Below are 26,998 nucleotides of genomic sequence, written 5' to 3'. Positions count from 1 at the left end.
GCTCAGTTCATCGCGGCACAGGTGACGTATGGCTGTACGGTTGCACCGTCGGGGCCTGCGGTCACGTGCACGGCCCAGCCGCCCGCCTTCCAACGGCCAGCCGGGTCATCACTGTCGGCCTCGGAGACCTGCTCGATGTCGGACGGGTAGCTACCGCCCATGGTGATTGACCCTGACTTGGCTTTGGCGCCGCCACCCAGGGCGACCTCGGCTTGCTGCTCAGGGGAGCTGTTATCACTCGCACACAACGTGACGATCTCCGCAGACTCCTCAGGGGCGAGTGTCACACTGTCGGTGCCCCTGCCGATGACTTCGTATCGATTGACCCCTCTTAGCTCAGATTTGGCGTCGTCCGAGATGTCCTCGGACTGGATCGTGCCGTTGACGATCTCGCTGGAGAAGACGTTGTTGATGTCGGGACGGATACGACCTGCCAGCTCACCCCACCAGACTTGGTTGATGTCGGCCATCACGTGATCAGGGTGCAGATCCTTGCGGAGGATGCTGCCATCCCTGATGTCTTCGCTACCGATGTGATCCGCAGCGACGGCAGTGCCTCCGCCGATCATCAGCACCAGTGCGCCGCCGAGCAGAGCAGCGGTGAGGCGGTTGCGGCCGGCCCTGCGGGCCACGCTGCCGATCTTGGCCAGTGCGTTCCTCATGGGTCTTCCTCTCGACTTCTCTACTTCGCCCGCTTGGCTTACGGGCGCATATTGAGATGGTCGTTTTATTTCGTTCTGCTGTTACTGGGTGGGTTTCATCCCGTACGGGATGTCACGCTTTGAGTGGTATTTGGAGGCCCGAGTCAGCGGCCCGTATTGATCACGCGCAGGTCACCAAGCGCCGTACAGCATCGGCAGTCAAGGGCGCCGCGACGTCCGATACTGTTCGAGTATGCGTCTAGCTCGAATCGCTCATCCTGCCGGTGTCGCGTTCGCCTCGATCGAGGGCGACGAGGTGCTGGAGATCGCCGATCACCCGTTCGGGGACCCCAATTTCACTGGGAAGCGTTGGCCACTCGCCGACGTCAGGCTGCTCGCGCCGATCCTGCCAACCAAGATCATCGCGGTTGGCAAGAACTACGCCGCGCACGCGGCCGAGTTCGGTAGCGAGGTGCCCGAGACGCCGTTGATCTTCATGAAGCCGAATACCAGCGTGATCGGGCCCGACGTGCCGATTAAGCTTCCGGCCAGTTCGGAGCGGGTGGACTTCGAGGGTGAGCTCGCCGTCGTGATTGGCCAGCCGGTCAAGAACGTCACGGCGGCGCGCGCCAAGGCAGCGGTGCTTGGCTACACTATCGCCAACGATGTCACCGCGCGTGACCAGCAGAAAGCCGATGTGCAGTTCACCCGCGCGAAGGGGTACGACACGTTCTGCCCGCTCGGGCCGTGGATCGAGACCGCCGTCGACCCGTCCGATCTTGAGCTCCGCACCGAGGTAGACGGCGAGGTGAAGCAGCGGGCTCGGACGAGCGACATCGTGCACAAGGTGAACCACCTGATCGAGTTCGTATCCGGGATCATGACCCTGCTGCCAGGCGATGTCATCCTCACCGGTACGCCCGAAGGCGTCGGGCCCCTGGCCGAGGGGCAGAAGGTGTCGGTGACCGTCGAGGGCATCGGCACGTTGACGAATCCGGTCCAGGCGGGCTGAGCCGGTCTCACCGGCGCGCGAACTCCGGTGCGTGCTCTGGCCTGATCCCTACGCCGATCAGGTACGCCGGGACGATGGACAGCCATGGCAGCCGCCGAAGCAGCGCGACCATCGGTGCGGGTGGTCCCTCACGGCGGCCCTCGACTACCGGTTCGGCTACCAGGCGGTGCAGGATCCGCTGCAGTCGCTGCACTACGGCCGTCGGCGGCAACCGACGGACACGCACGCGCCCGAGTGCCCGCGCGTCGACAGCGCCGCGCCGCAGCGGCTCCGCCAGCAGCGTCGCCGCGGCCACGGCGTCCTGCACGGCGAGGTTGATCCCGACTCCGCCGATCGGTGACATCGCGTGCGCGGCATCGCCGAGGCACAGCAGACCCTCGGCGTGCCAGCGGCGCAGCCGATTCAGCCGGATGTCGAGGTGCTTGACGTCGTCCATCGACGTCAACGCGTCCACCCGGTCCGCGAGCGACGGCAGCACCGCCGCCACCTCATCGCGGAACCGCTCGATCCCGGCCGCCCGCAACGCCGTGTCCTCGCCCTTCTTGGCGATGTAGGCGATCTGGTAATACCCCTCGCGCGGGATGACGATGGCGAAGCGGCGATTGTGCATGCGGGGTGTGAGCGTGGACGTCTCATCGTTGGGGTCACGCGGCAGTCGAAACCACCAGGCATCGATCGGCACCGGAAACTCGCGCGGCCGCAATCCTGCCTCCCGTCGCACGGTCGAGTGGCGCCCATCGCAGGCGACCGTCAGGTCGGCGAGGATCTCGCCGGTGGTGCCGTCCTCGGTGCGGTACCGCACGCCACGGACCCGGCCCGCCTCGCGCGATAGCCCGGTCACCTCGGTGCGCATCCGCAGTGTGAACGTTGGCTCCTCCTCGGCTGCCTGGGCCAGCAGCGTCAACAGGTCCCACTGCGGAGTGATCGCGATATAGGGATGCCGCACGCGCAGTCGTCGGAGGTCGCCGACCACGACCTGATCGTTTGGGCCGGTCGGGAACGCGATTTCGGTCAGCTCGCTCCGCGGTAGGGCGGCGAACCTCTCGCCGAGGCCGAGTTCGTCGAGCAAGTCCATGGTCGATGGGTGCACGGTGTCGCCCCGGAAGTCCCGCAGGAAGTCGGCGTGTTTCTCCAGCACCTGGACATCGATCCCCGCCCGCGCCAGCAGCAGTCCGAGCACCATCCCGGCTGGCCCGCCGCCGGCGATCACGCAGGTCGTCCGCTCCGCCATGCCGTACCTCCCCCTCCCCGTATTCAGCATGTGTTGAATATTTCGAGACTGCCTTCCAGGACTCCCCGCGTCAAGCGAGCCAGCGCCGCTATACGCTGAACGAGCTATGACTGACAACGCCGCAGCCACTTCGAGTACGACGACCACCGACCGGCCCGTTCGAGTCCGCTTCTGCCCGTCGCCCACCGGAATCCCACACGTCGGGTTGATCAGGACCGCGCTGTTCAACTGGGCTTTCGCCCGTCATCACAACGGCACGATGGTGTTCCGGGTCGAGGACACCGATGCCGCACGCGACTCCGAGGAGTCCTACAGCGCGCTTCTGGACGCGCTGCGCTGGCTCGGTATCGACTGGGACGAGGGGCCGGAGATCGGCGGGGACTACGGACCGTACCGGCAGAGCGAGCGCCGCGCGATCTATGACGACGTCGTCAAGCGACTACTCGACGCGGGTGAGCTGTACGAGGCGTTCTCCACCGGCGACGAGGTCAAGGCGCGCCGGGAGGCCGCGGGCCAGGACCCGCAGCTCGGCTACGACAACTACGATCGCGACCTCACCGAGGAGCAGAAGGCGGCGTTTCGCGCCGAGGGTCGCACGCCGGTGCTGCGGCTGCGGATGCCCGAGGGGCAGTTGTCCTGGCACGACCTGGTGCGCGGCGAGATCAGCTTCGACGCGGCCACCATCCCTGACCCGGTGCTTGTTCGTGGCAACGGCGACCCGCTGTATCCGCTGACCAACCCGGTTGATGACGCGCTGATGGGCATCACGCATGTGCTGCGCGGCGAGGACCTGTTGCCGTCGACCCCGCGCCAGCTCGCGCTCTACGCGGCGCTGCGGCGCGTCGGCGTCACCGACTTCACGCCGGAGTTCGGCCACCTGCCCTACGTGATGGGGGAGGGCAACAAGAAGCTGTCCAAACGCGATCCGCAGTCGAACCTGTTCCTGCACCGCGAGCGCGGGTTCATTCGCGAGGGCCTGCTGAACTACCTCGCGCTGCTCGGCTGGTCCATCGCGCCGGATCGCGACGTCTTCAGTGTCGACGAGCTCGTCGCCGCCTTCGACGTCAGCGATGTCAGCGCCAACCCCGCGCGGTTCGACGTCAAGAAGGCCGAGGCGATCAACGCCACGCACGTGCGTGCGCTAGACGTCGCCGACTTCACCGAGCGGGTGCTGCCGTACCTGGTCGACGCTGGTGTGCTGCCGGAGCGGCCGAGTGAGGTGCAGGTCGCGACGCTGCACGCGATCGCGCCGATGGTGCAGGAGCGGGTAACGGTGCTCTCCGAAGCCGTGCCGCTCGTCCGGTTCCTGTTCGTCGATGAGGACTCGTTCGAGATCGAGGAGTCGGCCGCGGCGAAGGGCTTCAAGGATGACGCCGCTACCGTGCTGCGCGCGTCGGTGGATGCGCTGAATGCTCTCGAAGTGTGGAACGCGGAAGCTATCGAACAGGCACTCAAATCGGCGCTCGTCGATGATCTCGGTCTGAAACCTCGTAAGGCATTCGCACCGGTACGTGTTGCGATAACTGGACGAACGGTGTCACCCCCGTTGTACGAGTCAATGGAATTGCTCGGCCGTGAGAAATCGGTTTCCCGGCTCACCAGCGTTTTGGACAAATTCGAAGGGTGAATAACTTGACCGTGTCAGTGCGTGTCTAGTTCACCTCTATGGACGAGGCGAAAAAGGTCCCCGAACATCTAGCCTCTTTAGGTGGAGTTCGCGCTTGCCCCGACCGAGCCGCGTAATGCGCAGTCGTATCCCACTGTCTGGGATCGCTCTCAGCTGCGCGCCGTGTGCTTCGACATCGACGACACCCTGATCGATTTCACGTCGGCGTCAAGGGATGCCTTGGCGATCATGATCGGCAGGGATGACATGTGGCCGCTCTGGGAGTGCGTCACCGAGGCGCACGTCGCCATGGTGGTAGCGGGGAAACTCGACTATCCGACGATGCACCGTAAGCGCACCAAGGCTTTCTTGGCCGAGCTCGGCATGCACGTGAGCGATCACGACGCCGCGCGGTTCGAACGTAACCGCGCGGCCGAGATGCATTCCGGGTTCCGCCTCTTCGATGACGTCTTGCCGTGTCTCGAGTGGCTTCGCGCGTCTGGCCTCAGCATCGCTGCGGTGACCAACGCCTCAGGGTCGCATCAACGCGCCAAGCTCGACGCGCTCGGGCTGGGCCGATTCATCGACCACGTAGCCATCGCGGGTGAGGTCGGTGCGGCCAAGCCCGATCCGATGATCTTTCACTCGGCGTGTGCCGCGCTGGACTGTGAACCGTCCGAGGCGTTGCACATTGGTGATCGACTGCATACTGACGCGATCGGCGCACAGTCCGCCGGAATGTGCGGTGTGTGGCTGAACCGCGACGGTCAGCAGGACACGGAAGGTGTCGCGGAGGAGTCCGGTGTGGTGCGGCTCGCTAGTCTTAGCGATGTTCCCGAGCTCGTCGTGTGCGAGTTTGCGCAGCTCGGGGCGCCGCCGCCTCGGTGACCGGACCCGGTGTCAGCGGCGTGAATGCCGTGGTCTACTATTTATTTCCGGCAGGCAGGGACCTGCCCTTGGGGTATGGTGTAATCGGCAGCACGACTGATTCTGGTTCAGTTAGTCTAGGTTCGAGTCCTGGTACCCCAGCTGCGAGAGGTTCGCAGGGATCTGGTAAGTTATTCCAGGTCGACAAAGCAAGCCCCCGTCGTCTAGCGGCCTAGGACGCCGGCCTCTCACGCCGGTAGCGTGGGTTCGAATCCCATCGGGGGTACAAACCGCAACCACGCGGATCGCCGTCACTCGGAGAGGGTGACGGCGTTTTTGTTTCGCTGCGCTTTGGTAATGTTGTAGTGAGCTGAGCAACTTGCGATAGCTGGTCCGCAGGCAGTGTGATCTCGAGCGTGATTTCCGTAAAGTCGTCAGGATTCATCCGGATGTTCAGCCGGGTCAGCTCGAATAGCCGGCGTTGCGTCCGTTCCGGCGCATGCGCGAGGTTTGCTTCCAGGAACGGAAGCGCGTCGAGCACTGCGAGGTCATCATCGGTGATCTGGTGCCGGTTGTTGTTCTCGCTGAGCTTGGTGATCGCGGCCGAGCTCGCGGCTTTCTGGGACTCCAGGTCGTTGTAGGTGCTGCGTAACGCCTTCGTAAACGGATCGTCGGGGTCGCCGGTCTGCGCCTGCCGGAGGATGGCGTCCTGGCGACGCGTGATGTCGGCCAGCGTGCGTTGGAGGCGCTTGCATTGCGCCTCGCGTTCGCGCGTGGCTTGGTCGTCAGCAGCGGGGATGTCGGCGAGTAGTAGCGCGCGCCGGTCGGGGCCGAAGACTCGCTCTGCGTAGAAGGCACAAACTTCGTCGAGAAGTTCGTCCTCTCGTATCCGTAGCGCGTTGGTGTGACCGAGGCTATGCCAGGGGCGGCCTCGGTTGTTCTTCGGTGGCCAGCAGAGGTAGTAGATCACGTCCCGTCTGCGGTCGCCGATCATACGACGCCCGCAGCCGCAGAACACCATGCTGCGCAGGCGGTAGCTGCGTTTGGTCGCCGGGTGGCGATTGGGTCGGCCGCCGGGCCGGGACCCTTCGTTGGCGGTGCTGTTTGTGTTGATCTCGTCGAACATCCACTTCGGAATCAGCGGCTCATGAGCAGGCTCGGCCGACCAAAGCCATTTGACCGGATCGTTGACCTTGCCCTGCTTGGAACTGGTGGCGCGGCGGTTGAAGACCTGGTGGCCGGTGTACTTCGGGTTGCGAAGGATCTCGTAGACCGCGCTCTTGGCCCAAGCCCCTCGTGCACGTTCCGCGCGTGTCGGCTCTGGAGGAGGGTACTGCTCGGGATCGCAATTGAGTCTGTCAGCGATGACGCTATAACCGACGCCTTCGTAGTAGCGCCACTGGGCGATCTGGGTGACAGTCTCGCCACGGACACCATCCGGCTCCAGCCGCGACTTCGTGAGGCCCTTGTTCGCCTTCGTCGGGTTGGGGTGGCGGAAGGTCTTCGCGCGGTACCCGTACGGCGGCTTTCCGATGTTCCAGCCTTCGCGCACGTGCGTGCACAGGCCTCCCCACGACTGTTCGAGGGTGTTGAGGACTTCGTACTCGGCGATGGACTGGTTGATCCGGCGCTGCAGGATCCGCTGCGCGGTGCTGCCGGTCAGGGTGATCGGCTCGTTGGCGGCGAACAGGGGGACCTCGGCGCGCTCCAGTTCACGCTCGATGGAGATCCCCTCGAAGGCGCGGCGAGCGACGCGCGCGATCCCTTCACAGATCACGACGTCGAACCGCCGGCCTGGCTCAGCGGCTTCGGTGAGCAGCTCGGCGATGCCGCCTTCGCGGGAGATGGGGATGCCGAACCGTTCGTAGTTGACGCCCCGGCCGCGCAGATCCAGCTCCATCCGTCCGGATTCGACGTCATAGAAGTGCGCGGCGATCACCCACGACTCGGGCAGCGCGGCCTTGCAGTTGCCAAGCTGACGCATTAGCGACTGGCGTGGATCCTGCTGATCCTCAGTGGATGTGCGGCCGAGGAACGCCACCCGAACCTCATCGCGCAGCAGACTGGCGGGCATCGCGAACGGCGAGATGGCGTAGTCAGACAGGCCCGCATCGCTCACGCTGCCTCACCGTCCTCGGATTCCTGCTTGCTGGCGTGCGCTGCCCACTCGAGAAGCTCTCGTGTGATCGCAGCGAGTTCGCTCCGCAGGCGTTCGCCCGCCGCTCCGTCGACGTACCTGACGTGGGTTTCGTGCCGGCGTCCGCCGCGTTCGCGTAGCGGTGAGCCGCCGACCCACTCCCGGGTAGCCGTCGAGTCTGGCGATCGAGACCAGTCCGTCACGCCGGAGAAGTCCACGAACGGCACCGGCAACAGACATGGACGCCTCAACAACATGCAGCGTAATGCCGCTACAGGTAGTCACGACCGGCCTCCAAGTGCTATACAAACGTCACGTGTGACGATTTTATAGCAACGAAGGCGTCGGTGGGGCTACTCGTCAGCTGTGCGGAGGCGAACGAGTCCTACGAGTACGTCGGGCTCGACCTTGAGTAGGGAGGCGAGTTGGGGGAGCAGAGCGGGATCCAGGCGCGCCTTCCGCGCTTCGAGATGTTGATACCAAGGTTGACTGATTCCGAGAGCGTCGGCGACGTCGGCTTGCGACAAGTTTTGCTGCGCACGCAGGACTGCCAGGTCCATTGGGCCTGGCTCGAGGAGTTCGGTGACGTCTACGTTGAGGACGTCGGCGATCACATGGAGTGTCGGCACACGTGGGATCTGTTTGCCGTTCTCGTACTTGGCGATCGTTTCCCTCGCCTGACCGACTAGCTTTGCAAGTCGCGCCTGGCTGAGCCCACGACTCTCTCGCACCGCGCGCAGGCGCACGTGACTGAACCGCTCGTTCCAGCGCTTGCCGCCCACGACGTTCACTCTCGCAGTCATAGGATCAGGACACATGTGATCTTGCCAGGTCGGAATCTGGAAGGATCCGTCGACGTGGGCTTGAATGTGCAATGTTTGCCCACCTGATGCTTGTTCCATCGAGTCGCTGGCTGCTCACTGTGCGAGTCACGCCCGTAGCGAGAGGCACGGTGCTCGACCCTGACAAACGATATAGATCATGACATCGATATGGGTCGCCGCGGAACCGGGTCGGAGTCGGATGGGGGAGGTGAGGGCGACGCAGCGGTCGTGTGGAGCGAGGCCTACGGCGCGGGCGATGTCGTCGACCTCGCCGGGTAGGTCGAGCAGTCCTCGGCTGGTGTGCCACGCTCGGCAGGTGATGATGACGTAGCCACCGGGCCACACCCAGTCGATAACGCCGCGAAGGTCGTCGTAGAGGTCGAGCAGCGCGCGGTTGTAGTGCCCGCCGTCACGATCGAGGAGGACGCCGGTGAGGACGAGATCGACGGCGGCGGGGAGGTTGGCGACCTGGGGGTCGGCGATGCCGGTGAGTGTCCGTGCGGGTGCGGGAGCACCTGCGAGCCAGGCAAGGTCGAGGTTGGCGTCGCACACCGATTGCCACTGTGGCTGGCGGGGTTGGATGCCCACAGCGTGGCGGCCGGTGCGGGCGGCTTCGGTCAGCGCGATGCCGGCCGTGGGGTTGGGGTCGAGCACGGTGGCGCCCGGTGCGGTGTAGGTGAGGATGCAGCGACGCGCGATGGCGGGTGTCATCGCGACCATAGCGGTCCGGGTGGCGGCGACGTAGCGATCGGCAAGCTGTTCGGTTTGACCGATTTCACCGGTGGCCCACGCGCTTGTTGGGCGGGAAATAGGTCGGCTGTCAGGCACGATGTTCGCCACCGTTCTCTCCGTCCTCGTGTCGAGGGGCGTTCGCGCGTGCGCGTTCGGTGTCATTGGGCTGGAAGACGTGGGCTTCGCTGTGGCTGGGTCGGTGTCCGCCGAGGGTGACGGCCAGGCGCTGACGCTTCCGGCAGGGCGGTCGAGCGCTAGGCGGGTGGTGCAGTAATACCACCCGGTCGACCAGCGCCAGTCCGGCGAGTGCCGCTTCCCGGCGTAGCGCCGAGTCGGGTGCCACGCCATCGTTCCGCCCGCCCGAGGGCAGTAAGGCGCGAGGGATGGTGAGCACGATGAGACTGCGCGCCGGACTGAGCAGCCGTGCCCACTCCGCGATCGGGGTGCTTCCTGTCCTCGGGCAGACGATGAGGTCGTAGACCGCATGCTCATCGTCGGCGGAAGCCTTGGCGCTGACGGCAGTTGTGGCGCCGCGGCCGAGACGGAGGATGGTTTCGATCGCCTCATCCCGGCGAGTGTCCCAACGGTCTGCATGATCGGCTTGGCCCCGTTCGACAAGAAGGACGCGGTGGCCGGGTTCGGTATAGACGGGGACCAGGATTGGTGCCGCGGCGGCAAGCACGTCGGGATAGAGCCAGGGCGGTTCGAGTGGGCAGTAGCGAACGGTCCTGCTGTGACGGTGGCGGTGGGTGTTCACGGCGGGCTCCGGTTGATCGTGTGAGGGACATTCAAGAAGTCCGTATTGCCCGCCGCGGCCAGACACGCGACGGGCGATATCCGGCCGCGCTCGCGAGGCGGCCAGCCCGTGACCGACGTCGCCAAGATTCTTTTCCTTGGCGCCGTCGCACAGGCGGGACGGTGCCAACGAGCGACTAACAAGTGACTAAAACCGCAGGTCAGCCTGCGACACGTCCATGGCAGCGACCGCAAGGCGGGAACGCCCGCATACCGGTGTGGCGCCGCACAAGGAGCTCAATTTAGTCGTTCGGTAGGCCGCCGCTGGGCGGTCTGTTGTCTCTGATGTGGCCACCTCGAAGGCGTCACTGTCCGCCTGCGATGAAGGAGCGGTCGCGAATGTCCGAGACACCCGAGAGCAGCTTCTCCCACGAGGACGATCCCGCCGCTTGGTCGCCGAGCCCGCTGGCGGCCGCTGGCAATGCGTTCGCCTGGCTGACGGCAGGACCAGATCCAGTTGCCGTCGACGGCTGCCTGTTCGACTACCTGCCCGACCGCGAGATCGCGGTGGATGAACTGCGCGAGCTGCTGCTGGTGCGCGACTGCCCACGTCGGGTCTGGGACCAGGTCTGGGCGCACGTGATCATCAAATCCCGGTGGCACGGCGCCACCTGGACACTGGTCGCGGTCGGGTTGGCCTTGCCGATGCTGTCGCGGATCTGCGAACAGTTGACCGTACGGTTCGCCGGGGACCCGCACGACATCCACGCCGAGGTGCTGCGCGGGTTCCTCGGCGCCCTCTCAACGGTGGATCTCGACCAAGGGCGGATCGTGATCCGGCTGCGCTGGGCCGCCTACCGGGCTGGCCACAAAGCCCTCCTCGCCACCCTGGACGGTCCGACCCCGGTCCCGTCCGGGTTCGGCCCGAGCGAACCACCGCCGCCGTTCGGCCACCCCGACCTTGTGTTGGCCCGCGCGGTCGAAGCCGGCGTGCTTTCACGCTATGAGGCGGAGCTGATCGGCGACACCCGGCTGCAAGGCATCTCTCTCGCCGACTGGGCCGCCGCGCACAACCTGACCTATGCGCAGGTGCAGCGCGGCCGCCACCGTGCGGAACACAGGCTGGCGGTCTGGATCAAGGCTCGCCTGGCGGGGTCATCGTCTGCTCACGGCGACGATCCCGGACTTCTTGGCTGCGGGTGACCCACCCGCCCCGACACCGACGATGCCGAGAGGTCCCGATGCCCGTTCGCCGTCTCCTCCATCGCGCAGGCGTGGTGACGCTGGTTGCTGCGTTCGCCGCACTGGCCTCTGCCGCAACCGTGCAGGCGGAGCCGTCGGTGGTGTTCGCGCAGGCGGAGTCGGTGGCCCAGGTGCTGCGCAACATCCGCAACTGGTTGATGGGCATCCTCGCGATGCTGGCGACGGTGTTCGCCACGATCGGTGGCGTCCGCTACGTGATGGCCGGCGGCGATCCCGGCGAAGTCGAGAAGGCCAAGACCGCGTTCAAAGCGGCGGGCATCGGATTCGCGCTGGCGGCCCTGGCGCCGCTGCTGGTATCCGTTCTGTCGGGGATTGTCGGCCTGTGACGGCAGCTGCCTGGGGGATCAGGGTGGCGCAGTCACCGGGCTGCGGCACGTTCGACATCGGTTGCCACATCGGCGAAGGTATCAACGACCTGTTCCGCAGCATCGTGGAGACGGCGTTGAACCCGCTGCTGCGGCTGCTGTCCGACACCCTGCTCACCACGCCGACGCTGAACGAGCTGCCGCAAGTCGGCCCCCTCTGGGACGTCTCGTGGCAGATCGTGATCGCCTCCTACGCGGCACTGATCCTCATCGGCGGCATGGTCGTGATGAGCTACGAGACCCTGCAGACCCGCTACACGATCAAGGAGATCGCGCCCCGGCTGGTCGTCGGATTCCTGGCCGCCTTCTTCAGCCTGGTGATCGCCGAGCAGGCCATCCTGCTGGCCAACGCGCTCTCCCATGCCCTGCTCGCGGGTGGCCTCGACGCCGACTCCGCCGGGGACGCGCTGACCAGCATGATTACCGGCGCCCTGTCTGGAGGCGGGTTGTTCTTGCTCTTGCTCGGCCTGGCGTTGGCCGGAATGCTCGTCGCGCTGCTCATCACCTACGTCCTGCGCGTGGCGATCACCGTCATCCTGTTGATCGGGGCGCCACTGGCCCTGATGTGTCACGCCCTGCCGCAGACCGAATCCGTCGCGCGCTGGTGGTGGAAAGCCTTCGCCGGGGTCCTCGCCATCCAAGTGGCACAGTCGCTCACCCTGATCGTCGCGCTCAAGGTGTTCTTCGACCCGAGTGGCTGGACACCCTTCGGCCCGCGGCCCAGCGGGCTGGTGAACCTGCTCGTGGCACTCGCCCTGATATACGTGCTGCTGAAGATCCCGTTCTGGATTCTCGCAGCCACACGCTCGACCGGTGGCCGTTCCATCGCCGGATCGCTGGTGCGCGGCTGGATCGCGTACAAGACGTTCGGGCTCTTGACGGGGCGACACTCCGGGAATCCGGCACCCGCGGCGGCAGCGCCCGCACACCCAGCCCGCGCCAGAAGCGACGCGGGAAACGCTCCGCCACCCTCCCACCCAAAGCCGTCCCAGCCGGTCCTGCCGCCACCGGCGCGACCGACCGGTCCGTACACGCCGGTGCCGGCCACTCCGGCGCCACCCATCGAGTCCACCCCGTGGGGCCAGCCCAAACCTGCCCGCGCCCGCGACGCCGCTCAGCGCGCATGGCGGCCGTTGACCAGACGCGGGGACGCACAATGACCGGGCGAACCGCACGGATTCCTGCCGACATCGAGTTGGAGGACCGCATCCTGGCCGGTCTCACGACCCGGCAGCTAATCAAGCTGAGCGTCACGGCGCTCGTGCTGTACGGCGGCTGGGCCCTGACGCGCCCGTGGATGCCGACCGTCGTCTACGTGGCGCTTACGCTACCCGTCGGGGTGCTCATTACCGTCGTGGTGCTGGGGCGACGCGACGGGGTCGCGCTGGACTCACTATTGGTGGCCGCAGTGCGACAGCGCCTCCAACCACGGCGGCGCATCGCCACATCCGGGACGCCAGCGCGGATCCCTGACTGGCTGCCGACCCCACCGGGCGAGCGGGCTGCTGAACTGGATCTGCCGGCCCTTGGGGTCAGCGAAGCCGGCGTTGTCGACCTCGGCAACGACGGCATCGCGGCCATCGCCGCCGCCTCCACCGTGAACTTTGCGCTACGCACCCCAGCCGAGCAGGACGCTCTCGTTGCCGCATTTGGCCGCTGGCTACACAGTCTCTCCGAACCCGTGCAGCTCCTGGTACGCACCATGCACCTCGAGCTGTCCGACCAGATCGCACAGCTCCGTTCCCGCGCACCGAGCCTGCCGCACGCCGCGCTCGAACGTGCCGCGCGCGATCACGCCAGCCACCTCGAGCGGCTCGCCGCCCGCACCGACCTGCTGCACCGCCAGATCTTCATCGTCGTGCGCGAGCCCGCCGGGACCAGCGCGGCACGATTGCTGCAGCGCCTGGCCGAGGCCGTCGAGCTCCTCGCAGCCGCAGGTATCACGGTCACCCCGCTAGATGCCGGGCAGACCACCGCCGTGCTGAGCGCGGCCTGCAACCCCGACACCCTGATCACCCCATCTCAGGGTCTAGCGGGCGCCGATGAGGTCATCACCACGGCGGCCGGGCGCGATGACGGGAGCTGAGGTCGATGCGGAAACGCCGCCACACACCACGCCGGCCCACGCCCGCCTTCGCACCTCATGCACTCGAGGTCGACCCCCGGCACGTCCGCGTCGGTGATGAATGGGTGGCCACTCTCTCCGTTGTCGGCTATCCGCGCGAGGTCCACCCGGGGTGGTTGCAGCCCCTGCTGTCCTATCCCGGGCGGCTCGATGTTTCCCTGCACGTCGAGCCCGTCAACGCGGCCGTCGCAGCCGAGCGGCTTCAGCGGCAGCTCGCCAAGCTGGAATCTGGTCGCCGCCACACCGTCACCCACGGGCGCCTCGCCGACCCTCAGCTGGAGGCGGCCACCGAGGACGCCCACGATCTCGCCGCGCGACTCGCCCGCGGCGAAGGACGCCTGTTCTGGGTCGGGCTCACCTTGACCGTCCACGCCACCACTCAACGCGAACTGGCCGCCGAAGTCAGCGCGGTCCGCACCCTGGCAGCCAGCCTGCTACTGGACGCGAAACCGACCACCTTCCGCTCTCTGCAGGGATGGGTCACCTCGCTGCCGATGGGCATGGATCTGATCAACATGACCCGTACCTTCGACACCCCAGCCTTGGCCACCGCGTTTCCCTTCGCATCCCCGGACCTGCCAGCGCCTGACCCGGCATCGTTCGGCGCACCGACCGGAGTCCTGTACGGCCGAAACCTCAGCAGTCAAGGTCTGGTCCACTGGGACCGGTTCGCCTGCGACAACCACAACGCGGTCATCCTGGGCCGCTCCGGCGCAGGCAAATCCTACCTCGTCAAGCTGGAAGCCCTGCGCAGCCTCTACCGTGGCGTCGAGGTCGCCGTCATCGATCCCGAAGACGAATACACGCGGTTGGCCCACGCGGTCGGGGGCAACCACCTGGCGCTCGGTGCAACCGGCGTGCGGATCAACCCGCTCGACCTACCCATCGCCAGACACCCGGACGGACGCCGCACCGCACCGGCGGGCGCCCTGCAACGCCGCAGTCTGTTCCTGCACACCCTGCTGACCGTCCTTTTTGGTCAGACGCTCATTGCCGACGAACGAGCGACAGTCGACCGGGCGATCACGGCCGCTTACGCCCACGCTGGCATCACTACGGACGCGCGGACTTGGGCCCGGCCAGCACCAATGCTGGCCGACCTCCGCGACGCTCTCGCCGAACAGGGCGGGACCGGAACACTGCTCGCCGAGCGACTACACCCGTACACCCACGGCGCGTTCCGCGGCCTGTTCGACGGCCCCACAACCACCGCGCCGGAGGGCCACCTACAGGTGTTCTCGCTGCGCCAGTTGCCCGCGGAGCTGAAGCCCGCAGCCACCGTCCTCACCCTCGACGCCATCTGGCGCTGGATCAGCAACCCCACGCACAAACGCCCCCGCCTGGTGGTCGTCGATGAGGCATGGCTGCTGATGCGACAAGACGTCGGCGCGGAGTTCCTCTTCCACATGGCCAAGGCATCGCGGAAATACTGGGCGGGCTTGACCGTCGCGACCCAAGACGTCGGCGACGTGCTCGGCACCGATCTCGGCAAGGCCGTCATCGCCAACGCCGCCACGCAGATCCTCCTACGACAGGCACCCCAGGCCATCGACGACGTCGTCCGCACCTTCGCCCTCTCCGAAGGCGAGCGACAGTTCTTGCTGTCGGCGGAACGGGGCAGCGCGCTCATGGCCTGCGGCCCGCATCGGGTCGTCCTGCGCGCCGACGCCTCCGAATTCGAACACGCGCTGGTCACCACAGATCCGGCCGAACACGCCGCCCGAGACGACAACAGTGCACACGTCGTCAAACTCGACGAATGAGCATTTCGACGTCTGCTCACGGCGCCGATCGCGGACTTCTTGGTCGTGGTGGAACAGCTGCTCGTCGACCCCTGGACCGCAATTCGCAAGCTCGCGGACACCGCTGCGGCCTGGCTGCTCGCGTGGTCACCAGTGCTCGGACCAGTCCTCGTTCTCGTGGTCGGTGCGGCGGTCCTGTTGCGCGCATGGTGGTTCCGCCGCTGCCAGCAAGCGTTGCACGCCGACGCGCGGGCGGTCACGATCATGGCCCCGCCGACGGTGGATCCGGCTGGGGCGCTGGCCGTCTGGTCCAACCTCGTCGGGCTTCTGCGGCCCGCATGGAAACGGCTGATCTTCGGGCAACCGCACCTGGCGTTCGAATCCTACTTCGATCGCGACGGCGTCCAGCTACGCCTATGGGTGCCAGGGATCGTGCCACCCGGACTCGTCGAGCGTGCCATCGAGGCCGCCTGGCCGGGCACCCGCACCCGCACCCGCCCAGCCGACCCGCCCCTCCCCATAGAACCAAGTGGTGAGCGCCAGGTGCTCGTGACCGGAGGTGTACTTCGCCTCGCACGGTCGGAAGCTCTCCCGATCCGGACCGACTTCACGGCTGATCCACTCCGTGCGCTTCTCGGCGCACCCGCCGGTCTCGGCACCGACGACCGAGCGTGTGTTCAGGTACTGGCGCGACCGGCCACCGGGCGACGCGTCGCCCGCGCCCGGCGCTTGGCCCGTCACCTGCGCACTGGACGTTCCCACCACCGGATTGGGCGGGTATTTGATCTACTCACTCCACGACCAGCCGCGCAGCCATCGGCGCAACCTCAGATTGACCGGCACACCGCGCTGGCGTACGCGGCGCAGGACCGCGCCATCGTCGCCAAGGATCGCGGCAGCCACTACGACACGCTCATCCGCTACGCCGTCACCACCCACCTCCCGAGATCGGCGGCACGCAAAGAATACCGGCGGGCGGCCGAGCGCATCCGCGGCCGAGCGCACGCGATCGCCAGCGCCTTCTCCACATTCACCGAGCACAACTACTACCGCCGCCTCCGACTCCGCCAGCCGCTGACGGTGCTGGCCCGCCGCCGGTTCCGGCGTGGAGATCTGCTGTCCGTCCTCGAGTTGGCCGCGATCGCGCACCTACCCACCGACGAAGCGATCCCCGGCGTGGCCCGGGCCGGGGCCCGCGCCGTCCCGCCGCCACCAGCTACGCCGACCGAAGGCCCCGACATCCGACCGCTCGGCATTTCCGACACCGCACATGCCCGCCCCGTCGGCCTGCACGTCTCCGACGCCCGTCACCACCTGCACGTGCTTGGCGCCACCGGCAGCGGCAAGTCGACGCTGCTCGCGCAGATGATCCTCGCCGATGCCGATCGTGGCCGCGGTGCCGTCGTCATCGATCCCAAAGGAGACCTGATCACCGACATCCTCACTAGACTCCCGCTGCACGCCAGCCATCGGGTCGTGCTGTTCGACGCCGACACTCGCGGCCCGGTGCCCTGCCTGAACCCCCTCGAAGGCGATAAGCATTCCGCCGTCGACAACGTCGTCTCGGTGTTCGCGCGGGTGTTCGCCTCCGCTTGGGGGCCGCGCAGTGACGACATTCTGCGCGCAGCCTGCCTCACATTGCGGGCCGACACCGACACACCCACCCTCGCCGACCTGTCCGGCCTGCTTACCGATCCCGCCAAGCGGATCCGGCACATTGCCAAGCTTGCCGACGATCCCGTGCTGCGCGGCTTCTGGACGTCCTACGACCAGCTCTCCGACGCCGCCCGCGCCCACGCCATCGCCCCGGTACTCAACAAGCTACGCGCCTTCCTGCTGCGCCCGTTCGTCGTCAAGGCGATCGCGGCCGGACCCTCCACCGTCGACCTCAGCACCGTGCTCGACGGCGGGTTACTGCTGGCACGCATCCCTAAGGGCAGCCTGGGCGACGACACCAGCCGGCTACTCGGCTCGCTCATCCTCGCCCGCATCTGGCAGGCCACCACCGCCCGATCCGCGACCCCACAGTCCCAACGCCGCGACGCAGGACTCTACGTCGACGAAGCGCAGAACTTCCTGACCCTGCCCTACGCCGTCGAGGACATGCTCGCCGAAGCCCGCGGCTACCGCCTCTCCATGACCCTGGCGCACCAGCACCTCGACCAGCTCGGCCGCGACCTCAGCGAAGCGATCTCCGCCAACGCCCGCACCAAGATCTACTTCTCAGTCTCGCCGCGCGACGCACGCGAACTTGCACGCCACACTGCGCCGCACCTGACCGATCACGACCTCGCCCACCTTGACGCCTTCCACGCCGCCGTACGCCCAGTAGTCAACGGCGCCGAAGTCCGCCCCTTCACCATCACGACCCGCCCGCTCGGCCCAGCCATTCCCGGCCGAGCCCGTGCCGTGCGCGCGGCAGCCGCCGCCCACACCCAACCCCTTGCCCGATCGGCAGTCTCGCCAGCGCGCGCGGTCGGCGCCGATCCCCGCCGCACAGCCTGAGGTGCGCCCTTTGCTGAAACAGAAGGATCTCCGGGCCCCGCTGCCGCAACGCCCGGCCGACCGGGCCGCCGCCTCCCCGCAGCACCACGCCTGGGTCGCCGCACACCTGACCCGCCGTGACCGCTGGATCGCTCGCATGCTCGCCGAGCACCGCGTGCTCACCTCCACGCAGCTCACTCAGCTCGCCTTCCCCTCCCGGCGCGCCGCCAACCTGCGGCTCCGCCAGCTCTACCAATGGCGAGTCGTCAACCGCTTCCAGCCCTTCATCGGCCGAGGCCGCGCACCCATGTTCTACGTCCTCGACATCACCGGCGCCCACGTGCTCGCCCACGAAGACGGCACCGACCCCACCGCGCTGAAGTATCGCCCCGAGCGATCCATCGGCATCGCCCACTCCATCCGCCTCGCCCACCTGCACGGCGTGAACGGCTTCTTCACCGGCCTCATCGCGACCGCCCGCCGACACCCGCGCAGCCGCCTGCTGGCGTGGTGGCCGGAAACCCGCTGCGCCCGCCACTTCGGCGACATCGTCCGCCCCGACGGCTACGGCCGCTGGATCGAGCACGGCCGCACCCTCGAGTGGTTCCTGGAATGGGACACCGGCAGCTACCAGCTCCAACGGCTAGCCGCGAAGCTTCACGACTACGCCAAGCTCCGCGCGATCACTCAGATCAACACGCCGCTGCTGTTGTGCTTCGCCAGTCCCCACCGGGAAGCCCATGCCCGCGAGATCCTCACCCGCCAGGTCCGCGAGACCGCGCACGCCGACACGACTCCGATTGCCACAACGAGTGCCGACCGCATACGCCACTCGGCAGCCGAGGCCGTGTGGTTGCCGCTCGAGCCGCCGACTCCGGATCGGTGCCGCCTGGCCGACCTCGCCGACCGGTGGCCGCACGTCGCCGTCCCAGCCCGATCCGATCAGCAGGCGGCAAGAATCGCCGACTCAGGCGGAACCGCGACGCTGACGCCACCGGAGCCGATGCCGCCGTGGTCCAGCGCCCGGGATCTCACCTGGCATCACGCGCCTGAGGCATGCAGAAGGCGATAGCAGGCGCCGCCGTTGCGGCCGTCCTGGCCGTCCTCACCCTGGCTGGTGTCATCGGAGGAACGGTGGCGGCCGTGGTCAGTGGCGCCGACGGCCCGACGAGGTGCGTTCCGTCCGGTTCTGCTGAGGCGCAACCAGCGGGATACGGCGCTGAACAGCTCTCCAATGCGGGCGTGATCGTCGCTGTCGGTAAACAACTGCGCATACCGCAGCGAGGCTGGGTCGTCGCCGTCACCGCCGCCATGCAGGAGTCCCGACTCCGTAACGTCGACTACGGCGACCGCGACAGCCTTGGCCTGTTCCAGCAACGCCCGTCACAAGGATGGGGTACCCCAGCGCAGATCATGAACCCCAGCTATGCAACCACCCAGTTCTACCAGCACCTCCAGAACATCCCCAGCTGGGAGCGCATGAGCGTCAACGACGCCGCCCAAGCGGTGCAACGCTCCGGCTTCCCCAACGCGTACTCGCAGCACGAGAGCGCCGCGCGCACCATCGTCGCCGCGCTAAACGACGCGACCTGCGCTCCGATCGAGGACGCCAATAGGTGTATGGGTGTGGATGCACCTAGCAGCGCTGCCCGAGTGGTCCTCAAATTCGTTTGCGGACAGCTCGGCGTGCCGTACGAGTGGGGAGGTGACGGACCGGCCAACGGCCACGCTGGCTTCGACTGCTCCGGCCTCACCACCGCCGCCTACGCTGCAGCCGGAATCCGGCTCCCCAGGACCGCGCACACGCAGTATCACGCCACCGCTCGGGTGTCCGAGGCCGAACTCCAGCCCGGTGACCTCGTCTTCTACGGGAACCCGAACATCAAGGTCCACCACGTCGGCATCTACATCGGCAACGGCCAGATGATTGACGCGCCCACCTTCGGCGAGCCCATCGGCATCCGCCCCGTCCGATGGGGCGCGAATGATGACTTCGCAGGAGGTGGACGCCTTGTGAACTGACCCGCCATATGCGGCATGACCGCACGTTTCGTACGTGCATGTGGAGGCAACGGGCACCCGTGCTCCGACTTCGGCATGAACAGACGGTTCCGTAGGCGGACTACTCAACGGCCAGTTGTCCGTGAACGCCCAGGTCGGGGAACCTTGCGCGTCATCCGCTCCAGTGGAACGAGGCGCGCAACCGATTCATCGAGGTCTGAGTCCGGAACTGCGGGCATATTGTCGTACAAGAGCCGTTCAAGCTGTCTGCCCTTTGCGTCGAACACCATGCAGGCCGCTCGGTAGGCTCCCGTCTGATGTTTCTTGGCTCTGAGATACGGCGACAGATACGACACTGCAGTCTCAATGTCTTCGTTAGGCCCATGGCAAGCCCAGACGAGCAGAGTGTGCTTGCCGGACTTGTCGCCCATCACGTGGGTTATCGAGTGGTGCCGCCGATCCCGCCGGACAAGCTTGGCCAGATCGGTGGCATACCGGCCGAATTCCTTTTGCACTCGCCCGTTGCCTTCCAAGAGCGAGGAGCCTGTCGACAGCCACCCAGCGTGTTCTGTGGCCGCGATCATGTCGACGAGGCGCAAGAGCGGCTGATCGCCTACGAATCGTGGCTTGTCGGCTGTATGAACATCCGGACTGCGTTTGGTCTGGTACCAGTTGTCCAAGGGCCGTGTCTGGCTCGACACTAACCTCGCGCTTTCACGCTGGTTCGGCCCGCGGGCTGTGTCGATCATGAAGAAAGGTGCTCTGAGCTGCAAGAATATGACTTGCTGAGGGTCATGTTCGAGCGAGTTCAGGAGCACCTTTCTGGTGGGTAAGTCTACTGGTCCGTACCCGTCGTTGTCGGTCGATACCGCCGGAAGTGGGGTCGTGTCGCAGGCCGGGGCGGTGATCCTGCTGCGAACCGCCGAGAAGGCCGGTCTTGCTGCGGCGCTGTCGGCGGCGTTGGCGCCGTGGCGCAAGCCGTTGGCCACACATGATCCGGGCAAGGTCGTGCTCGATCTCGCGGTGTCGGTGGCGCTGGGCGGTGACTGCCTGGCCGATATCGCTCTGCTGCGCGAGCAGCCAGCGGTGTTCGGCCGGGTGGCGTCGGATCCGACCGTGTCCCGGCTGATCTCCTGCCTGGCCGCCGACGCCGGCAAGGCCCTGTCGGCGATCGGCCGGGCCCGCGTGGCAGCGCGGAAGACGGCGTGGGGCCACGCCGGCAAGCGCGCCCCCGATCACGGCATCGACGCCGAGCACCCGCTGGTCATCGACCTGGACGCGACGTTGGTGACCGCGCATTCGGAGAAGGAGAACGCGGCCCCGACCTATAAGAAGAGCTTCGGGTTCCATCCCCTGCTCGGGTTCGTCGACCACGGCGACGACGGGACCGGGGAGCCGCTGGGCTGGCTGCTGCGCCCGGGAAACGCCGGAGCGAACACCGCCGCTGACCACATCACGGTGGTGGCCGAATGCCTGCGCCAGTTGCCGTTCACCGCCCGGGGTGGCCGGGTCGGGCGCAAGGTGCTGATTCGCGCCGACGGTGCCGGCGGCACCCACGACTTCGTCGACTACCTGACCAAACAGAAGCTGTCCTACTCTCTCGGATTCGGGCTCTCCGACGACATCGTCGCCCGCATCGGCACCATTCCCGCGCACGTGTGGACACCGGCCTACGACTCCGACGGCGACCCGCGCGACGGGGCGTGGGTCGCCGACGCCACCGGTGTGCTGGACCTGTCCGGCTGGCCCGAGGGCATGCGTGTGGTCGTCCGCAAGGAACGGCCGCATCCCGGCGCGCAGCTGCGGTTCACCGACGTCGACGGACTCCGGCTGACCGCCTTCATCACCAACACCGCCCGCGGGCAGCTGGCCGACCTCGAGCTGCGGCACCGCCGCCGCGCCCGCTGCGAGGACCGCATCCGGATCTGTAAGGACACCGGCCTGTCGAACCTGCCGCTGCATGACTTCGCGCAGAACCAGATCTGGCTGGCCATCGTCGCGCTCGCCGTCGAGCTCACCGCCTGGATGCAGCTGCTCGCGCTGGCCGACCACCCCGCCCGCCGATGGGAACCCAAACGCCTGCGGCTGCGGCTGTTCTCCATCGCCGGCCGCATCGCCCGTCACGCCCGCCGCACACGCCTACGGCTGTCCGCGCACGCACCCTGGGCCGATCTGATACAGACCGCGCTCGCCCGGCTCGCCGCACCACCCGCACCGCCCTGATCAGCGACAACCCGCCCCGACGAGACGAAACACCACCCGGGCCCGTGGAACCCGGCAGGCCGCCCCGACTGACCACGGGCCACTGCAGCTCGCCACCGACCGAAAAGGAGGCCAACAACACCACCGCCCAGCGCAGTCAGGCCGACACCTCAAACGCGAGAAAGATCGAGGCTAGAGGCGCACATTGAACAGGGTCCCGTTTTAGAGGCCAACGATATTCCGGTGGGCGCGGTGTTAGGCACGGTAGGAATGAGGCGTTATCGGGTCACTTTCACCGGACGGGCAGCACATGCCGGTACCACGCCCATGAATCGGCGAAACGACCCGGTCCTAGCTGCGGCCAACACTGCGATCGCAGTTCGCGATGCCGCCATCGAGCACGACGGCGTGGGCACGGTCGGTTCCATCGTCACTGTTCCTGGAATAGTTACAGCCGTTTCGGAACAAGCCACCATTTTGGTAGACCAACGTCACCTCGATGCGGATTCGTTGAAGGCGATGCACGAACGGGTCCGATCGGCATCGGAAGTTGCCGCTGCAAGCGAAGATTGCACCGTATCCTGGGAACCATTACTGACCGTTGAGCCACGGCCCTTTGATGAAAAACTGGTCGATCTGGTCCAAAACACCTGTCGAGACGCATGCGGCCAGGACATGTCATTGCCTTCTGGCGCCCTACACGACGCCACTGCCATGGCGTCTCGGGTGCCAACCGCGATGTTGTTCGTATCATCGACTGATGGCATATCGCACAATCGTGATGAAGGCAGCCCGGAAGAGCATCTGCAGATTGGTGTCGAAGTATTCAACCAGATAGTCCGTCGAACCATGAAAATCGTAGCGGACGGTCAATTATAGTATTGGTCTTACTGCGGAAGGGAATCCCTCATGATCTGGTATGCCTTCTACATAGCCTTATTCATCGTCGTCATGTTTGGTATCGGCCTCTACCACTTCAAGCACACCAAGGGCGCCGACGACTACCTGATCGCAGGCTGGAACGTCGGTGCAATCAAGATCACCCTCACGGTGATCGCCACGTGGGCGGGGGCGTCGATCTTCATCGGCAGCGTCGGACTCGGCTACGAGTTCGGTCTCTCCGGCTACATGCGCTTCGCCCTTCCGGGGGCCTTCTTCTCGCTCCTGCTGATCCTGCTCTTCGCTAAGAAGCTGCGCCGGACGAAGCTCTACACCGTTCCCGACATCTTTGACGAGCGATTCGGCAAGCCCGCCGGCGTCATCCCGGCGATCCTGTCGGTCTGCCTCTACGCCGCACCGGTCACGGCGATGCAGATCGTCGCGCTGGGTGCCTTATTCAACGTGCTCTTCGGCATGCCTCTTGGGTGGGGGGTTCTGCTGGGCTGGGCGATCGTCTATGGCTACACCATGCTCGGTGGCCTGCCCAGCGTCATCATCACCGACAGCATCCAGACGGTCGTCCTCGTCGTCGGCTTGGTCATCATGGGTGTTGCCACCTGGGTCTATGCAGGCGGCATGGCCGAGATCGCTCCGGCTATACCGGGGACACATCTCAACCCGGCCGGAGCTGATCCGAGTGCTACCTTGATCTTCGCGCTTACGATCGGTCCGTTCTACCTCATTTGGCAATCGAGTTGGCAACGCATCTACGCCGCTCGAACCGAACGAGTCGCACTGTGGGGCAACGCGGTGGGTATCGCACTCGCCGGATTCGTCATCTCCGTCATCCCGATCTTCATCGGCATGGCCGCACGCTCGTTCGTTCCCGGCGATAATGTACGTCCCGACTCCGTCTTCTACATTGTTTTGCAAGACATCCTGCCGCCATACGTCGGCGGCATCCTCGCAATGGCACTCATGGCCGCACTGGTATCCGGGGGTGATTCCTTCCTCCTGCAAGGAACGGCGAACCTCACACGTGACCTATATCAGCGTCACCTGCGCCCGGATGCGAGCCAAGAGAAGCTACTGAAGATGTCGCGTTGGGGCGTCACGGTTATCGGATTGGCCGCCTTGCTGATCGCGTTCTTCATCACCGACATCGTCGGGATCTACACCTACACACTGAAGTGGTCGGCAGTGGCGCTGGTGCTGCCTTTCCTCGCGGTAATGTTCTGGCGCCGGGCCACTAGGTTCGGGGTCATCACCAGCATGATCGCCGGGCTAACGGCCACGATCGGATGGGAACTAGCTGGCAATCCCTTCGGCATCACCGAGATCCTTCCCGGCTACCTGGTCGGTGCCGCAGCGTTGCTCTTGGGCAGCCTGCTCACCAAGCACGCCGCGAGCGAGCAAGTGAAGGCCATCTGGTACGACGGACTCCAGCGGCAATACACCTTGCCTGGCGCACGCACCGAAACTGGACTACCAGAGGCACAAGAAACACAACTACCCGAACGGATCGACGCAGTGGCGGCCGACGAACCGAAGAGCGGTTGATGAACCGAGGCGCAAGTCAAGTGGGGGCTGGCTGGGCTGCCCCGTGTTTTCCGGACTGGTGAGTTTGTGTCCTTTTATGCCGCGAACTGCTGATTCAGGTATTCGTTGCGGACTTCGTGCGGAGTTTTGTATCCCAGTGCTGAATGGATTCGTCGCCGATTGTAGTGAAGTTCGATATAGCGGGCAATATCAGTCGAAGCCCTTTTTCGTGTGGGATACACCATATGATGAACGCGCTCGTTTTTGAGGCTGGCGAAGAACGACTCGGCGAGCGCGTTATCCCAACAAATCCCGGTGCGACCGAGGGAATGTCGCAAATCGAGTTCATCCAGTTTCGCGCGATATTCGGCCGATGTATATTGGGTGCCGCGATCGCTGTGCATAATACAGCCCGACTCAAGCGTGTGATTTCGTGCGGCCATGTCGAGGGCGTCGGTGACCAATTCGGTGCGCATGTGATCGGCCATCGCGTAGCCGATGACCTCGTTGTTGAAACAATCAATCACGGTCGCCAAATACAGCCAGCCCTGCCAGGTGGAAATGAACGTGATGTCGCCGACCAGCTTGGCCCCGGGCCGGTTGGCGGTGAAGTTCCGCTCGACCAGATCTGGCACGCCGTCGGGCTGTTCAGCGCTGCGGACGGTGGTGGTGCGGTACGGCTTCAGCTGCACCGTGACCAGGCCCATCTCGCGCATGAGTTGGCGGACCGTCTCGTCATCGACCCGCTCACCAGCACGGACGAGCTCGGCATGGATCCGCCGGTAACCGTAGGTGCCGCCGAAGAGGTCAAACAGTGTCTCAATCTTGGTCTTGAGCAGTTCGCGGCGCCGCTCGGTCGCCGACGGCGGCCGGCGAAACCACTCGTAGTAGCCCGATTTCGACACATCCAGCCACGCCAGCATCTGCGTCAGGGTGGGAGCGTCCGCCACATTATGGCCCTTGTTGTGCGCGTACTCGGCGGCGATGAACTCGTACTTCTCGCTCACCGCTGCTCCCTCGCAAAGTACGCTGCCGCTTTTTTCAAAAAGGACAGTTCCATCTCCTGCTCGCGCACCCGGCGACGCAGTTCGGCGAGTTCGGCACGCTCAGACAATTCCAGCGGCGGCTCGTCCCCGGCGTGATCCTCGCGGTATTTCTTCACCCAATTAGCTAGGGTCGTTTCCCCGAGACCGTACTCGCGAGCGACCTCAGCGATCGGACGCTGCCCTTCCACAACCAGCTTCGCCGCCTGCTCACGAAATTCAGGCGTGTACTTCTGATACTTCCTTGCCACGAACCAACATCCCTTCCAGAACGGACCCTATGCGGTCCACAGTCCGGGAAATAACGGGCACCCCACGTACGGCGGTGGTGGTGGGCGCTGGCGTGGTGGGACTTTCGACGGCCTGGTTCTTGCAGGAACGAGGGGTCGAGGTGACGGTGGTCGACCGTACGGGGGTGGCCGCTGGTGCGTCCTGGGGCAATGCGGGGTGGCTTTCGCCGGCGTTGGCTGTGCCGTTGAACGAGCCGACCGTGCTGCGCTACGGGTTGCGCACGATCCTTGATCCGGGCGCGCCGCTGCACGTGCCGGTGTCGTGGGATCCGCCGCTGTGGCGGTTTCTGGCACGATTCGCCGCGCACTGCCGCTGGGGCGCGTGGGACCGGGCGATGTGGGCCAACCTGCCGCTGAACGCCGAGTGCCTCGAGGCATTTGACGTGCTGACCGCGAACGCGGTACAGGCGCCCATGGTGGAGGCGCCGATCACCGCTGTGTTCGAGACGGCGCAGCAGTCGGCAGGCCTGCTGCGGGAGTTGCGTCGGGTGGATGAGGCTGGGCAGCGGGTCGACTACACCGGCCTGACCGGTACCGAGGTACGCGAACAGTTGCCGCAGGTATCGGACCGAATCCGGGCCGGTGTCCGGTTGCACGGACAACGCTTCGTCGATCCGGGCGAGTTCGTCGCCTCCCTTGCCCGATCCGTGACCGCCCGCGGCGGCATCATCCGCGGCGGATTCGATGCCACCGGGACACGCCGTCAGCGGCACGAGGTGACGGTGCGCTCGACATCGGGCGAGGCTGTCACGGCCGACGTGGTCGTGCTGGCTACCGGCGCCTGGCTGAGCCGCCTAGGAAGCGAGTTGGGAGTGCGGGTACCGATCCGTGCTGGTCGCGGCTACTCGTTCACCGTTCCTACCGACGAGCCGGTCGCCGGGCCGATCTATCTGCCCGGCGTGCGGGTGGCGTGTACGCCGTACCGCGATGGGCTGCGGGTCGCCGGCACGATGGAGTTCCGCGGCCCCGACGACCCGCTCGACCCGGCCCGGATCCGGGCGATCATCGCCTCCGCCAGCCCGCTGTTGCGAGGTGTGCGGTGGGAGGAGCGCACCGACCAATGGGTCGGGCCCCGCCCGGTCACCCCGGACGGGTGCCCGCTGATCGGCGCCGTGCCCACTGCCCCCGGTGTCTACCTGGCCAGCGGGCACGGCATGTGGGGACTGACCCACGGGCCGATCACCGGACGACTGCTCGCCGAACAGATCACCACCGGCAAACAGCCCGAACTGCTGCGCGCCTTCAACCCGTTGCGCTAAGCGCCCGACCGCCAGAAAAGG

At 66.1% G+C, this 26,998-nt stretch carries 23 protein-coding genes, 2 tRNA genes and 1 pseudogene; 17 read left to right on the top strand and 9 right to left on the bottom strand.

Annotated features, from left to right (window positions below; genetic code table 11):
- Positions 1-2: 2 nt before the first annotated feature.
- On the bottom strand, positions 3-662 hold the full coding sequence (locus ACFQGD_RS22780; protein ID WP_345393916.1) for a hypothetical protein: 660 nt from the start codon (positions 660-662) through the stop codon (positions 3-5).
- A gap of 232 nt (positions 663-894) precedes the next feature.
- Here ACFQGD_RS22780 and ACFQGD_RS22775 point away from each other — a divergent pair, with 232 nt between their 5' ends.
- Entirely contained in the window at positions 895-1,653 is a 759-nt protein-coding gene (locus ACFQGD_RS22775) for a fumarylacetoacetate hydrolase family protein (protein WP_345393913.1), read from the top strand.
- Between the two features lie 7 nt (positions 1,654-1,660).
- Here ACFQGD_RS22775 and ACFQGD_RS22770 read toward each other — a convergent pair whose 3' ends face one another.
- The gene (locus ACFQGD_RS22770) at positions 1,661-2,884 is read right to left on the bottom strand and encodes an FAD-dependent oxidoreductase (protein ID WP_345393910.1); all 1,224 of its coding nucleotides are present in this window, start codon (positions 2,882-2,884) and stop codon (positions 1,661-1,663) included.
- 106 nt (positions 2,885-2,990) lie between these two features.
- On the opposite strand from ACFQGD_RS22770, the gene gltX reads away from it, so the two are divergent.
- From gltX to ACFQGD_RS22750, 4 genes are all read left to right on the top strand, one after another.
- Positions 2,991-4,511, top strand: a complete 1,521-nt coding sequence (gene gltX, locus ACFQGD_RS22765) for a glutamate--tRNA ligase (RefSeq protein WP_345393907.1) — start codon at positions 2,991-2,993, stop codon at positions 4,509-4,511.
- 162 nt (positions 4,512-4,673) lie between these two features.
- Complete coding sequence (locus ACFQGD_RS22760) at positions 4,674-5,378, top strand: HAD family hydrolase (protein WP_390183565.1); 705 nt, start codon at positions 4,674-4,676, stop codon at positions 5,376-5,378.
- Between the two features lie 69 nt (positions 5,379-5,447).
- Positions 5,448-5,519 (top strand) — tRNA-Gln (locus tag ACFQGD_RS22755).
- A 51-nt stretch (positions 5,520-5,570) separates the two neighbouring features.
- Positions 5,571-5,643, top strand: a tRNA-Glu gene (locus ACFQGD_RS22750).
- A gap of 633 nt (positions 5,644-6,276) precedes the next feature.
- Here the strand turns inward: ACFQGD_RS22750 and ACFQGD_RS22745 are convergent.
- The 5 genes and pseudogenes from ACFQGD_RS22745 to ACFQGD_RS22725 all read right to left on the bottom strand — a co-directional run.
- Positions 6,277-7,257, bottom strand: a pseudogene (locus ACFQGD_RS22745) (recombinase family protein); the annotation flags it as partial.
- A 215-nt stretch (positions 7,258-7,472) separates the two neighbouring features.
- Positions 7,473-7,745, bottom strand: coding sequence for a hypothetical protein (locus ACFQGD_RS22740; protein WP_345393901.1), 273 nt, complete (start codon positions 7,743-7,745; stop codon positions 7,473-7,475).
- A gap of 102 nt (positions 7,746-7,847) precedes the next feature.
- The gene (locus ACFQGD_RS22735; protein WP_345393898.1) at positions 7,848-8,297 is read right to left on the bottom strand and encodes a helix-turn-helix transcriptional regulator; all 450 of its coding nucleotides are present in this window, start codon (positions 8,295-8,297) and stop codon (positions 7,848-7,850) included.
- Between the two features lie 126 nt (positions 8,298-8,423).
- Positions 8,424-9,158, bottom strand: coding sequence for a DNA modification methylase (locus tag ACFQGD_RS22730; protein ID WP_345393895.1), 735 nt, complete (start codon positions 9,156-9,158; stop codon positions 8,424-8,426).
- Positions 9,139-9,807, bottom strand: coding sequence for a hypothetical protein (locus ACFQGD_RS22725; protein ID WP_345393891.1), 669 nt, complete (start codon positions 9,805-9,807; stop codon positions 9,139-9,141). Before ACFQGD_RS22725 ends, ACFQGD_RS22730 begins: the two co-directional genes overlap by 20 nt.
- Positions 9,808-10,184: 377 nt before the next feature.
- On the opposite strand from ACFQGD_RS22725, the gene ACFQGD_RS22720 reads away from it, so the two are divergent.
- From ACFQGD_RS22720 to ACFQGD_RS22685, 8 genes are all read left to right on the top strand, one after another.
- Positions 10,185-10,988 carry a helix-turn-helix domain-containing protein gene (locus ACFQGD_RS22720; protein ID WP_345393888.1) on the top strand — a complete coding sequence of 268 codons (804 nt, stop codon included), beginning with the start codon at positions 10,185-10,187 and terminating at the stop codon, positions 10,986-10,988.
- Between the two features lie 71 nt (positions 10,989-11,059).
- Positions 11,060-11,374: a pilin gene (locus tag ACFQGD_RS22715; RefSeq protein ID WP_390183558.1), complete on the top strand. Its 315-nt coding sequence runs from the start codon at positions 11,060-11,062 to the stop codon at positions 11,372-11,374.
- The gene (locus tag ACFQGD_RS22710) at positions 11,371-12,573 is read left to right on the top strand and encodes a hypothetical protein (protein WP_345393885.1); all 1,203 of its coding nucleotides are present in this window, start codon (positions 11,371-11,373) and stop codon (positions 12,571-12,573) included. The genes ACFQGD_RS22715 and ACFQGD_RS22710 overlap by 4 nt, the downstream gene beginning before the upstream one ends.
- On the top strand, positions 12,570-13,499 hold the full coding sequence (locus ACFQGD_RS22705) for a PrgI family protein (RefSeq protein WP_345393882.1): 930 nt from the start codon (positions 12,570-12,572) through the stop codon (positions 13,497-13,499). Before ACFQGD_RS22710 ends, ACFQGD_RS22705 begins: the two co-directional genes overlap by 4 nt.
- Before the next feature lie 5 nt (positions 13,500-13,504).
- Positions 13,505-15,301, top strand: coding sequence for a VirB4 family type IV secretion system protein (locus tag ACFQGD_RS22700; RefSeq protein WP_345393879.1), 1,797 nt, complete (start codon positions 13,505-13,507; stop codon positions 15,299-15,301).
- A gap of 45 nt (positions 15,302-15,346) precedes the next feature.
- Positions 15,347-17,785, top strand: a complete 2,439-nt coding sequence (locus ACFQGD_RS22695) for a type IV secretory system conjugative DNA transfer family protein (RefSeq protein WP_390183557.1) — start codon at positions 15,347-15,349, stop codon at positions 17,783-17,785.
- 1 nt (position 17,786) lies between these two features.
- Positions 17,787-18,836, top strand: a complete 1,050-nt coding sequence (locus ACFQGD_RS22690; protein ID WP_390183556.1) for a replication-relaxation family protein — start codon at positions 17,787-17,789, stop codon at positions 18,834-18,836.
- Positions 18,821-19,786, top strand: a complete 966-nt coding sequence (locus ACFQGD_RS22685; RefSeq protein WP_345393871.1) for a C40 family peptidase — start codon at positions 18,821-18,823, stop codon at positions 19,784-19,786. Before ACFQGD_RS22690 ends, ACFQGD_RS22685 begins: the two co-directional genes overlap by 16 nt.
- A gap of 104 nt (positions 19,787-19,890) precedes the next feature.
- Here ACFQGD_RS22685 and ACFQGD_RS22680 read toward each other — a convergent pair whose 3' ends face one another.
- Entirely contained in the window at positions 19,891-20,583 is a 693-nt protein-coding gene (locus ACFQGD_RS22680) for a hypothetical protein (protein WP_390221097.1), read from the bottom strand.
- 7 nt (positions 20,584-20,590) lie between these two features.
- On the opposite strand from ACFQGD_RS22680, the gene ACFQGD_RS22675 reads away from it, so the two are divergent.
- The 3 genes from ACFQGD_RS22675 (at position 20,591) to ACFQGD_RS22665 (ending at position 24,406) form a co-directional block, all read left to right on the top strand.
- Positions 20,591-21,988 carry an IS1380 family transposase gene (locus ACFQGD_RS22675; RefSeq protein WP_345398892.1) on the top strand — a complete coding sequence of 466 codons (1,398 nt, stop codon included), beginning with the start codon at positions 20,591-20,593 and terminating at the stop codon, positions 21,986-21,988.
- A 183-nt stretch (positions 21,989-22,171) separates the two neighbouring features.
- On the top strand, positions 22,172-22,846 hold the full coding sequence (locus tag ACFQGD_RS22670; RefSeq protein ID WP_345398912.1) for a M20/M25/M40 family metallo-hydrolase: 675 nt from the start codon (positions 22,172-22,174) through the stop codon (positions 22,844-22,846).
- Positions 22,847-22,876: 30 nt separating this feature from the next.
- Positions 22,877-24,406, top strand: a complete 1,530-nt coding sequence (locus ACFQGD_RS22665) for a sodium:solute symporter family protein (RefSeq protein ID WP_345398909.1) — start codon at positions 22,877-22,879, stop codon at positions 24,404-24,406.
- A gap of 74 nt (positions 24,407-24,480) precedes the next feature.
- Here the strand turns inward: ACFQGD_RS22665 and ACFQGD_RS22660 are convergent.
- A protein-coding gene (locus ACFQGD_RS22660) for an IS3 family transposase (protein WP_345398863.1) occupies positions 24,481-25,679 on the bottom strand; the annotation gives its coding sequence in 2 pieces (ribosomal slippage) (positions 24,481-25,421 and positions 25,421-25,679; 1,200 coding nt in all).
- Positions 25,680-25,708: 29 nt separating this feature from the next.
- Here ACFQGD_RS22660 and ACFQGD_RS22655 point away from each other — a divergent pair.
- A complete protein-coding gene (locus ACFQGD_RS22655) occupies positions 25,709-26,977 on the top strand; it encodes an NAD(P)/FAD-dependent oxidoreductase (RefSeq protein WP_345392958.1) in 1,269 nt (422 codons plus the stop codon).
- The last annotated feature ends 21 nt before the right edge of the window (positions 26,978-26,998 follow it).

Source organism: Haloechinothrix salitolerans (genome assembly GCF_042662605.1).
GTDB lineage: Bacteria > Actinomycetota > Actinomycetes > Mycobacteriales > Pseudonocardiaceae > Haloechinothrix_A > Haloechinothrix_A salitolerans.
Note: the sequence above shows the minus strand (reverse complement) of the source record. Positions and strands in the feature narration are given on the sequence as shown.